This window comes from Brunnivagina elsteri CCALA 953, from assembly GCF_002289455.1.
Lineage (GTDB): Bacteria > Cyanobacteriota > Cyanobacteriia > Cyanobacteriales > Nostocaceae > Brunnivagina > Brunnivagina elsteri.
The window spans coordinates 1-10,684 of sequence record NZ_NTFS01000233.1; the positions used below are offsets into that span (position 1 = coordinate 1).

Below are 10,684 nucleotides of genomic sequence, written 5' to 3' on the forward strand. Positions count from 1 at the left end.
ACATAATCTCCAGACAATAACAAAATAGTCTGTTACGGCGCTTAATCTTGAGTACACAAATGCAAGTCCCCTAGCCCGTAAATACTAGTTCCCTACTTCCAAAAAGCTAGAACCTTTACCCATATAAATTATTGTATTACTTATCAGATATAAGTTTGCAGCTTTGAGTACTAACCTAATAAATTTAATAATATAAATCTGACCCACTCAGGCAGATACTTGTGAGGGGAACTGATATAAAAGCAATAGGATTTACGCAGAGATTCCCCTCTACCCCCCCTGCAAGGGGGGGGACTTCTTAATCCCTTCAGACTTCAAATTAAATTACATCTATAAAATTAAAAAATAGAAATTTCATTTATATCTCTTTGCTAACTATATTTTTAGTCTTTTAATAGTCCTAATTTATAAAGGTAATTAAATAACAAAATTTACCACCAAAAATGTATCAAAAGCAGAGTTAAAAAAATCCAAACAAATATATATTGAACATTTTAATATTGCCAAATAAAGGAGAATCAGGATGAAAACCAAATTAATTCAACTTCTCACAGTTAGTTTGGTTACTTTAGTTATACTCTCACCAGAAATATTAGTATTTGGGCTTATTTGGCAAAATCATTTAGAATTAGAAAAAACAAATTTTTCAATTCAATCAGATAATTCTGGTCAAACTAGTAATCTTCAAAATAATTATGTAAATAATAATGACCTCAATCAACAACATGTAGAAAATTTACCTATATTAAACAGCGAAAAACAAGAATCTTTAGACTTGTTAGATACATTTAAAATTATTCTCCTTATAGAATTATTATTATTTTCTCTTCCTGTCGGATTAGGATTAATATTCTTTCTTTATGATAAATACCTAATGCATCGTTATACCAACTATCAAAAGCAAATAGAACTATTGGAAGAAATTTGGCAATACAGCATAGAAGAAAAACGAAAATAAAGATTTCAAACTCAAGTCAAACTCAAGAATATATAACTATCAACGATTAACCATGAACGAAACAACTACAGAAACTAATCAAGAAGAATCTCAAGAAAGATTAAATCAATATTTTGGTTTAATTGACAAGTTAATTCGCTGCCCAAATGGTGAAGAACCGCAAGTTATAGAATCACATCCAGAATTACTAGATGAGGGATTAATCCGCACAATGTTAAAAATTGCGGCAATATTCGTTCACGAAGATAACCAAGAAGGAGCAAAATTTTTAGTATATGTTGCTCGTCAATTATCGAAGCAACTTGGTTTATATCCAGACGTTCCCGCAAAGGAGTAATAATGCTCTTGTCTGCAAAGCAAGCTGGCAAAATCGCGTTAGATTTTCTGATGGAAGAATGGAATGTTCCTGAGGAAGAAGAAGAGTGGTTTGTTATTTTTAGCTGCCGAATGTTAGGTCCCTACTGGTATGTCGTTGAAATCGGTGTTGAAGGATTACCCGATCAGTGGTTTATTCAAGTTTACGATACCGGAGAATGCGACCCTAACTATACTTTTACTTCACCTATTCGTGGATCAGATAGATATATAGACCTTAAACAATTACCTTCAATGATTGCTGAAATATTGGTTTCAGAACGAAACTGTCGTTAAGGTATTGTTATTTAATATAATGACAAAAGTATAAAAGTCTTGCTATATTTTGGCAGGACTTTTTATTGTTAAATACGACTAGTTAAGTTTTTATAAAAACATCTTTTGTGCCAAGCTTTGACAACAGGATATGTGTTATATTTTAAAGTGCGAACAATGCTACAGAAATTAGTTTTGTTATGATTACTGAAGACCTTCTCGCGAGAGAATTCACGAGGATCATAAAACAATATTACCCAACAGTTGGCGAACTATTAGACGGCTGTTATGTCAAAGTTATTGTTTCCTATTGGGGAAAACCTCGAAAACGCATTCGGTATATAGGTATTTATTGTTCTGAAGAAATAATGCCTCATATACAAGTCAAAAAGGAGGTTTTTAGAGAAATAGCAGATAATATGGGATTAATGCAGGTCGTATTTTTAAATGCATCACGACTGTTGCGTGACCCAAAATCAACATTAAAAAATGCAGACCCCCGCTTGTGGTTAGAACTGCACTTTATAGCTGCATAGGATAATAAACTCCGACCCTAATTCGGTGTGTGAATAGATTGAGTCTGAGGATAAATAGCTATTGTGCAGCAATGAGAATTACAAATAAGTCTTCAGAATAAAAACCAGGTTTTCTTGTAATTCCAATAATTACAATTTAGGTGCTTGATATACTATTAACAAACAGTTGGCATTGGTGAAATATCTAAAAAGCCTAGAGGATGTTTGAAGAATAATTAATAAGTGGATATTATTTTTTCATTAATATATCCAATCTCATTCCCTAAATCCATCAATTTCAAATTGGCATACTAGCACTTGAAGCTTTTTCAATGTACTTACATAAATCTGGAAAGATTGACTTATTACAATCAATAAATGTGAAATTATCTTTGAATTTTGGTTTTTAGATTTTGGATTTATCAAATTAATCTCAAATCTAAAATACATCTTAGCTAGCCACTGGCTAGAAAGGATTTTTGTTATGAACAAATCTTCTCTTTCTCCCGATGATATGCCTCCTGCTCAAATTACGCAGCTTGATAGAATGCTCCAGGTAGAACTAGAACGTTCAATTGGCAGATACGTTTATGAAGATTGCGACCAAATTACAAGAGCATTATTATCAACTTGTCAATGGTATCTTGCTACTGAAGCCTCAATTTTGAGACTAGTGATTGATTGTCCTGATATTGTTACTTATTGGCATATAGTTAGCAATATTCTTCAACTTAGTAATCAACTTGAACGCTTTTCTAAAAATGCAAAAATTCGCGTTTATCCACCAACAGGTAAAGGAATGCCTTTTGAAATTAGCGTGAATGAAATATCAGCATATCGGGATTGGTTATAACGTTTAGTCGTTAATTGTTAGTTGATTATTAGATATCTGGTGGAAAAGACGTAGAGACGTAGCAATGCTAGGTCTCTACAAGGGTTCTGGGGAACGCATAATTAGGATAACTCTGTATTTATTCTTATTACCAATTACCAATTACCCATTGCTCATTAACCAATCATACCAATCATTTAATCCTGTACCAGTCATTGCAGAAAGTTGAAAAATTTGAATTTGCGGATTTACTCGTCTTGCATATTCAATACATTTTTGCACATCAAATTGTACGTAAGGTAACAAATCAATTTTAGTGAGAATCATTACCTGACTAGAGCGAAAAATATGTGGATATTTTATCGGTTTATCCTCTCCCTCCGTGACTGAAAGAATTACAACTTTTGTTGATTCACCTAAATCAAATAAAGCAGGACAAACCAGATTCCCAACATTCTCAATCATCACTACCGAATTGAGAGGTGGATTCAATTTTTCCAAACCTTTTTCTATCATAGCTGCATCTAAATGACAGCCAGTTCCCGTATTAATCTGTACAACTTTACAACCTGTTTCTTGGATTTTTTTAGCATCATTTATAGTTTCTTGATCGCCTTCGATTACACTAATTTCTAATTTTTGTTTTAAATCATTAATCGTACGAGTTAATAACGTAGTTTTTCCCGAACCTGGGGAACTCATTAAATTTAAAGCAAGAATATTTCGTCCTTTCAACCAACCACGATTTTGAGCCGCTAATAAATTATTTTTAGCTAAAATATCAGCTTCTAAGGATATTGTTGTGCTATGAACTTTAGAATGAATATTTGCACTTTCGTGATGATGTGAATGCGCGATCGCACTACCATCAGATAAAATATGTGTGTGTTCATGTTGACTATGATGATGGGAATTTATCACAGTAATATCACCTGTATCTAAGTTAGTAACTTTTGCATTTCCATCATCCGAACATCCACAAATTACGCACATAGTTCTTCAACCTCAATTTCTTTAATTTTTAATTCTTCACCAGCGACTAAATGCAACTCAAAATTACCACACTCACACCTCCCAAATGGCTGATTCAAAATAATACTATTCCCACAGCGATCGCATTTTGCTAATCCGGGAATTTCTTTAATCTCCAATATTGCGTTTTCTAAAACAGTTCCCTGGGAGCAAATATCAAAACAAAACCGCACAGCATCTGGCATAATTGCCGAAAGTTTACCAATTTCTAATAGTATGCGCTGCACTTTTCGACCTTGTGCATGTTCGGAAACAATAGCAACAATATTTTGAGTAATACCTAATTCATGCATGATTTATTGAGTGGAAATTGGGTATTGGGGAATGGGTAAAAGTAACAGTAGTCTTTGGAAGATTTTTACAAATATCTGAGTATAACGATGTATATGAATGATTAAAAACTCTTCAATTAATTATTTTTTCTCCTTCTCCTACCCTTTGGGTAGGCACGAAGTGACTTCCAAAGGTAGCCGCTCCGCGTCTAAGGCGTACTCTGCGTCCTTGGCAGTTCAAAAATAAACATTTTATTAGATTTAATAATTAACAAATTCTTGGTAATTGTTCACCTACTAACATATCTAAAATACGTTCTGCACCAAAACCAGCATTTAATAAAACAATTTCCGCAGGTACATCAATCACTTCCCCAATCACACAACTATTTTTACCTGCTGGATGTGACTTCATTACTGATAAAACCTCATCGGCATATTCCCGTTTGACAATGAGAACTAGTTTACCTTCATTTGCTAAATATAAAGGGTCTAAACCCAAAATTTCGCAAACACCTTTAACCTTTTCTTGCACAGGTATAGCTGCCTCATGAATACGAATTCCAACATTAGCACTAATAGCAAATTCATTCAAAACAGTCGCCAAACCACCCCGTGTAGCATCTCGCATCGCATTAATATGAGGACAAACATTAAGAATATTTGCGATTAAATCATTCAAAGGTTGACAGTCACTTTCAATATTACTTTCTAAAGCTAACTCACCACGTGCAATTAATATTGCTGCACCATGATTGCCCAATTCACCATTAATAATTACAACATCACCAGGTTGAATATTTTTACTCGAAATATTCACCCCATCAGGTATTACACCTATTCCAGCCGTATTAATAAATAGTTTATCAGCAGCACCACGATGTACTACTTTGGTATCACCTGTGACTATTTGTACACCAGCTTTTGTTGCCGCAGTTTGCATACTTTTAACTACACGACGCAATGTTTCTACTGGTAATCCCTCTTCTAAAATGACACTACAAGTTAAATATAAAGGCTTTGCACCACTCACTGCTAAGTCATTAACAGTACCATTGATAGCTAATTCACCAATGTCACTGCCAGGGAAAAATAAGGGGTCTACAACATATGAATCAGTGGTAAAAGCAAGCTTATTTCCATGTTGTATTAAGCTGGCAAAGTTGACAGTTGCTTGGTCTTCTAATGAATTAAGTAGAGGGTTATCGAAGGTACTAACAAAAACATCATTTATTAAGTCACGCATCGCCTTACCGCCACTTCCATGCGTGAGGTTAATATATTTATCTCGTACTTTTTTAGCGCGATTTTTCCCAATGTTCTGAAACAGGGGATTTTGTGGCATAATATCCCGTTATGTTTGAAGTTATAGATATCTAAATTTTCAATTGAAAGTAATATTTTTCAATTTTAATGATTAAGCTATTACTTTATTTTCATCAACTTTTAATTGACTAAAAGCCTTCGCAAATCGACCATATTTATAATATGCTGCACAGGCTCCTTCTGATGACACCATGCAAGTACCAATTGGATTTTCTGGAGTACAAGCTGTTCCAAAGACTTTACATTGCCAAGGTTTTAAAACACCTTTTAAAATTTCTCCACACTGACAAGCTTTATTGTCTGCAACTTGATTATTTGGAGTTGAAAATTTTAATTCGGCATCAAACTGAGCATATTGATCGGAAATTTGTAAACCCGAATTAGGAATATTTCCTAAGCCTCGCCATTCAAAATTATCTCGAACTTCAAATACTTCATTTATAGCCTTCAGGGCATTTTGATTACCTTCGTGGGTGACTATGCGAGTGTATTGACTTTCAACTTGACAACGATTCTCTGTTAATTGCTTTAATAACATCCAAATTGATTGGAGAATATCGATTGGTTCAAACCCTGATATAACGATAGGTTTATGATATTGCTGTGAAATAAATTCATATGGTTTACAACCAATTACCATACTGACATGACCAGGACCAATAAAACCGTCAAGTTGCAAATCTGGGTTATCTAATAATGCTTTTAATGCCGGAATTACAAGAACATGATTGCAAAACATGCTGAAATTATTAATGTTTTCGGCTGCGGCTTGGAGGATAGTAAAAGCTGTACTGGGGGCAGTTGTTTCAAACCCAATCCCAAAGAAAACTATTTCTTTATCAGGATTTTCTTTAGCAATTTTTAAGCTATCTAAAGGTGAGTAAACCATGCGAATATCAGCACCTTCGGCTTTCGCTTGTAATAAGCTTAATTTTGAACCGGGAACCCGCATTGTGTCGCCAAATGTGGTTAAAATTACATTATTATGTTTTGCTATTGATATTGCATCATCTAGCTTTCCTCTTGGCATTACACAAACAGGACAACCTGGACCATGAATTAGTTCTATATTGTTAGGTAAAACTTCTTCAATGCCGTATTTAAAGATAGAATGTGTATGTCCGCCACATACTTCCATGATTTTGACATGCTTGTTTAAGGTTTTCGATATTTTTTCAATTTCAATCAGCAAGATTTCTGCTTTTTGCGGTTCCCGATATTCATCAACGAATTTCATATTATTTTTAGATTTTAGGTTGAGATTTTAGGTTGAGATTTTAGATTTATTTAATAGAACAAATTAATTTGCTTCGATATGATGGTTGTCAGCTAATTAATTGCTAAGTGCTGCTTGTGCGGCTGCTAGTTCTTGCAATATTTGCAAAGTTTCAGCCGCTTCTTCTTCATTAATTCGATTCATTGCAAAGCCAACGTGAACTAATACCCAATCACCAATACATGATTCGGGTGGATGATTTTCGTTAACAATACAAGCAATATTTATTTGACGCTTGACTCCACCAACATTAACAATTGCCAATTTCTTTTTTGTATCTGTTATTTCGATTATTTGACCGGGAATACCTAAACACATTTACTTGTCCGTAGAATAGAAACAGGAAAGTTAACCAGATGGATTCATAAATATTAGATGAAAAATTATTTAATTAAAATTAAATAATAATAAATTTCAGTCAGTATTAATCTAAATCAATGAGTCTTGCGGCAGATATCGCCGCTTGACCTAGTGAAATACCGCCGTCATTTGTAGGTACTAAGCTATGAGTTATCACTTTGATTTCTAAGGCTTTTAATTGCTGTTGAAGTCGTTCTAGGAGGATGGAATTTTGAAATACTCCACCTGCGATCGCTAATTGATGCACATCGTATCTTTTTTGGATATTTGTAACAAGTTTGACAACAATATTAATTAAACCTTGGTGGAATTTAGCTGCAATTATTTGTTGAGGTATCTGTTGCAGTAAATCGTCAAGCAATTCAATCCACATCGATTGTGAATCGATATATGTAAGATTCTGCGACTTAATTATTTCAAAATTATAACCCACTAATTCTTCATTTTTTCCAAAGCGATCGCTGTCAATTAATGCCTCCATTTCTATTGCTGCTTGTCCTTCGTAACTGCACTTTTCGCGACAAATGTCAATAGCCGCAGCAACAGCATCAAATAATCTACCGACGGAAGATGTAAGTGGTGAATTAATACCTTTGGAAGCTAACTTACTTAGAATCTGGGTTGGTTGCGATACTCCGAAGGAGTCACTGAGTCCTTCGGACACGCTACGCGAACGTGAACGCAGAAAATCAAATAATTCTAAATCATGGTATTTTTTCTCTAGTTTCTCTGAATTGAATATTGATATTAAATGAGCATAAGTACTACGCCAAGGCTGATAAATAGCTTGTTTACCTCCTATCAGTGGAACTGGTTTAAATGTTACTATTCTTTGAAAATCACGGTAGTTTGCTAAGATAAATTCCCCACCCCAAAGTGTTCCATCATCACCATATCCTAAGCCATCAAAAGCAATACCTAAGATGGCTGGTGTATCTAATGGAAGCTGATTTTCTGCCATGCAAGCGGCAACATGAGCATGATGATGTTGTATTTCGACTAATTTTTTATCATTAGTAATGGCTAGTTTTTTACCAAGCTTGGTTGATAAATATTCGGGATGTTTATCGACTACAATAACTTCAGGTTTATGCTCAAATAAATTTAAGTATAAGTTGAGAGTTTCTTTATATTCTTGGAATGTCGCAGCATTTTCTAAATCTCCTAAATGTTGGGATAAAATTGCTTTGCCGTTATGTAATAAACAGAAAGTATTTTTCAATTCTCCCCCCATTGCTAAAATTGGAGGTGCTTTTATAAATCCATCTGGCAATTGTATTTCTGCTGGTGCATACCCCCTCGCACGACGAATTATTTTAACTTTATCCGCAATTACTCTAACTATCGAATCGTCTACACGATTGACTATTTCTCTGTCATGAAAAAGAAAATAATCAGCAATTCCCCCTAATTTTTCCCGTGCTTCATCATTATCAATACATTGCGGTTCATCGGAAATATTGCCACTGGTAAATACAATTGGGCGGTTCATCCGCTTAAGAATGAGATGATGTAATGGTGTATAAGGTAAGATGAAGCCAAAAGTATTTTGCCCAGGTGCAACTGAAGGGGAAATTGGGGGAGAAGATGGGGAAAGTTCTTGGTTAATACTTTCCGCTCTCTTGTTAATTAAAACAATTGGTGCGATTGGACTTTGTAATAATTCTCGTTCTTTGGCATTGAGGGTACAGTGTTGTTCAATTACTGCTATATCCCGTGCCATTAATGCGAAGGGTTTGTGGTGTCTTTGCTTCCTCTGACGGAGCTTTTTAACCGCATTTTTGTTTGTCGCATCACATGCCAGATTGCTGCACGCTATCCGATATGGGCAAACAATATAAATCAGGGCGAACAACCGTACTCCGAAACGGAGAAGCAAGCTACGCCCCTACAATATTTAATTAACAATTAAGAGTGTTCCAAGTAAAAAAGTGCCCAATTGTCATGCTGAATGGAGCGAAGCGCAATGAAGCATCTCTGTCTATTACATAGCGACTCAGGATCAACAGTTGGATCATTTATTTCTTGGATTACTCTAACCAGTTGGAAGTTACGTTTTAATCTAATTGACCCTTAAACCATTTATCTATCTCTGCGGCAAACTCTTCACCATTCCAATCATGGACGTGGAAGCGAGGTAGTCGGTAAGTTTGACTGCGAAACCAAACCACATTTTCAACTGTGGAACAGGCACATTCTAAGCCTGCTTTTTCAGCAAGGGTCATTGTTTCGTCTACAAAGCTTCCGTATGGGTAGGCAAAAGTAGTTACTGGACGGTTGAGCAGCTTTTCGAGGTCGGCTTTACTTTGCTGGATTTCTTTGAGTTGATATGCTGATGGATGTTCAGCAAGGGATGGATGATTGACGGTGTGAGCGCCAATTTCAGACAGTTCTCCAGAACCAAGGGTGAGTATTTCATCTGGTTGGAGGGAACGATCTTCTGGTGTTGCGAGTACTTCACGACCTACCCAAGCTTGGATTTGCTGCATTGCTTCGAGTATGTCTGCTTCTGGAAAAACGCGAACAGTTTTCCAAACCAAATAGTAAAAATTCAGACGAGTGCCAGCTTGACTTTCCGCGACTTTGACACCTTTATCCTGTTGTAAATCGCTTTCGGTATAATCAACGGCTGTACCTAAATCCCAAGTATAAGATTTTCCATCAATGTTAATTGTCAATTTTTCGGGTAGTCTACCTGGTTGTAAAAGTAATTGCTGTAACCCATCCCACCAGAAATTAATCGTTTTGCCGATATGACCTGTCGCAATAAAGAAAGTTGCGGGAATGTTGTAGCGTTCTAGGATTGGTTTACCTTTGTAGAGGTTGTCTGCATAACCATCATCGAAGGTGACAGCAACTGCGCGATCGCATATCTTCCCACTTTTGTGAGATTGAGCTAATTCTCTCAAACTTGTTGGTTTCGCAATTTTTTGCAATACCTCCATTTGCTCTTGGAAATTCTTTGGTGAAACATGCAATGACCAAGGGTCTAAGGCTGGTTCTCCAATTCGGTGATACATCAAAATTAGCCCTTTTGGCATCACTTTCATTGCTGCCTGACGCGCTACTTTCGATGCTGCTTTACGCAATCTATCGTTATTGATTAAGCTGATTGCCATTCCCAAAGTCCCCTGTTGATAAACTTAAGTTTGAAATAGTTGACAACAAAATGTAGTTCTGATTTCGTAAATAGAATTTGGAAAAAATAAAATGACTGTGATATTTGCGAACAAATACCAGACATCTCCGAAAATTAATAAAAGACCCCTCTCCAAACCTCTCTCCGCTTCGGATGTTGTTGGCGAATTAATGATGGGTCGAACCCCATTTTCCTCGTTCCTTGCCTCTGGCAAGGAATGCAGCGATTGAGGCTCTGCCTCAAATCTAACTGGAGGCAGAGCCTCCAAAAGCGCGTTACCAGGCTGGAGCCTGTTAACGAGAGGGTGAGGGTCTTCACCCCTCAACAATTAGCCAACAGTATCC

The 10,684-nt window shown here is 35.8% G+C and carries 12 protein-coding genes and 1 pseudogene; 6 read left to right on the forward strand and 7 right to left on the reverse strand.

What is annotated here, in order from left to right:
• The first annotated feature begins 523 nt into the window (after positions 1 to 523).
• The 5 genes from CK510_RS18975 (at position 524) to CK510_RS19000 (ending at position 2,956) form a co-directional block, all read left to right on the forward strand.
• A complete protein-coding gene (locus tag CK510_RS18975) occupies positions 524 to 958 on the forward strand; it encodes a hypothetical protein (protein WP_095723195.1) in 435 nt (144 codons plus the stop codon).
• 52 nt (positions 959 to 1,010) lie between these two features.
• Complete coding sequence (locus CK510_RS18980) at positions 1,011 to 1,295, forward strand: hypothetical protein (protein WP_095723196.1); 285 nt, start codon at positions 1,011 to 1,013, stop codon at positions 1,293 to 1,295.
• Between the two features lie 2 nt (positions 1,296 to 1,297).
• A complete protein-coding gene (locus tag CK510_RS18985) occupies positions 1,298 to 1,609 on the forward strand; it encodes a hypothetical protein (RefSeq protein WP_095723197.1) in 312 nt (103 codons plus the stop codon).
• A gap of 179 nt (positions 1,610 to 1,788) precedes the next feature.
• The gene (locus tag CK510_RS18990; protein WP_095723198.1) at positions 1,789 to 2,124 is read left to right on the forward strand and encodes a hypothetical protein; all 336 of its coding nucleotides are present in this window, start codon (positions 1,789 to 1,791) and stop codon (positions 2,122 to 2,124) included.
• A gap of 463 nt (positions 2,125 to 2,587) precedes the next feature.
• The gene (locus tag CK510_RS19000; RefSeq protein WP_095723200.1) at positions 2,588 to 2,956 is read left to right on the forward strand and encodes a hypothetical protein; all 369 of its coding nucleotides are present in this window, start codon (positions 2,588 to 2,590) and stop codon (positions 2,954 to 2,956) included.
• Between the two features lie 141 nt (positions 2,957 to 3,097).
• Here the strand turns inward: CK510_RS19000 and hypB are convergent, their stop codons facing one another.
• The 7 genes and pseudogenes from hypB to CK510_RS19035 form a co-directional block, all read right to left on the reverse strand.
• The gene (gene hypB, locus CK510_RS19005) at positions 3,098 to 3,928 is read right to left on the reverse strand and encodes a hydrogenase nickel incorporation protein HypB (RefSeq protein WP_095723201.1); all 831 of its coding nucleotides are present in this window, start codon (positions 3,926 to 3,928) and stop codon (positions 3,098 to 3,100) included.
• Complete coding sequence (gene hypA, locus CK510_RS19010) at positions 3,919 to 4,260, reverse strand: hydrogenase maturation nickel metallochaperone HypA (RefSeq protein WP_095723202.1); 342 nt, start codon at positions 4,258 to 4,260, stop codon at positions 3,919 to 3,921. Before hypA ends, hypB begins: the two co-directional genes overlap by 10 nt.
• Before the next feature lie 247 nt (positions 4,261 to 4,507).
• On the reverse strand, positions 4,508 to 5,584 hold the full coding sequence (hypE, locus tag CK510_RS19015; RefSeq protein WP_095723203.1) for a hydrogenase expression/formation protein HypE: 1,077 nt from the start codon (positions 5,582 to 5,584) through the stop codon (positions 4,508 to 4,510).
• Positions 5,585 to 5,656: 72 nt separating this feature from the next.
• Complete coding sequence (gene hypD / locus CK510_RS19020) at positions 5,657 to 6,802, reverse strand: hydrogenase formation protein HypD (protein WP_095723204.1); 1,146 nt, start codon at positions 6,800 to 6,802, stop codon at positions 5,657 to 5,659.
• Between the two features lie 96 nt (positions 6,803 to 6,898).
• Positions 6,899 to 7,159 (reverse strand): HypC/HybG/HupF family hydrogenase formation chaperone, encoded by a 261-nt coding sequence (locus tag CK510_RS19025; RefSeq protein WP_095723205.1) that lies wholly within the window; start codon positions 7,157 to 7,159, stop codon positions 6,899 to 6,901.
• Between the two features lie 106 nt (positions 7,160 to 7,265).
• A pseudogene (gene hypF / locus CK510_RS19030) lies at positions 7,266 to 9,008 on the reverse strand (carbamoyltransferase HypF); the annotation flags it as partial.
• Between the two features lie 250 nt (positions 9,009 to 9,258).
• Positions 9,259 to 10,320 (reverse strand): polysaccharide deacetylase family protein, encoded by a 1,062-nt coding sequence (locus CK510_RS19035; RefSeq protein WP_095723207.1) that lies wholly within the window; start codon positions 10,318 to 10,320, stop codon positions 9,259 to 9,261.
• 91 nt (positions 10,321 to 10,411) lie between these two features.
• Here CK510_RS19035 and CK510_RS32870 point away from each other — a divergent pair, with 91 nt between their 5' ends.
• On the forward strand, positions 10,412 to 10,570 hold the full coding sequence (locus CK510_RS32870; protein WP_211293227.1) for a hypothetical protein: 159 nt from the start codon (positions 10,412 to 10,414) through the stop codon (positions 10,568 to 10,570).
• Positions 10,571 to 10,684: the final 114 nt, after the last annotated feature.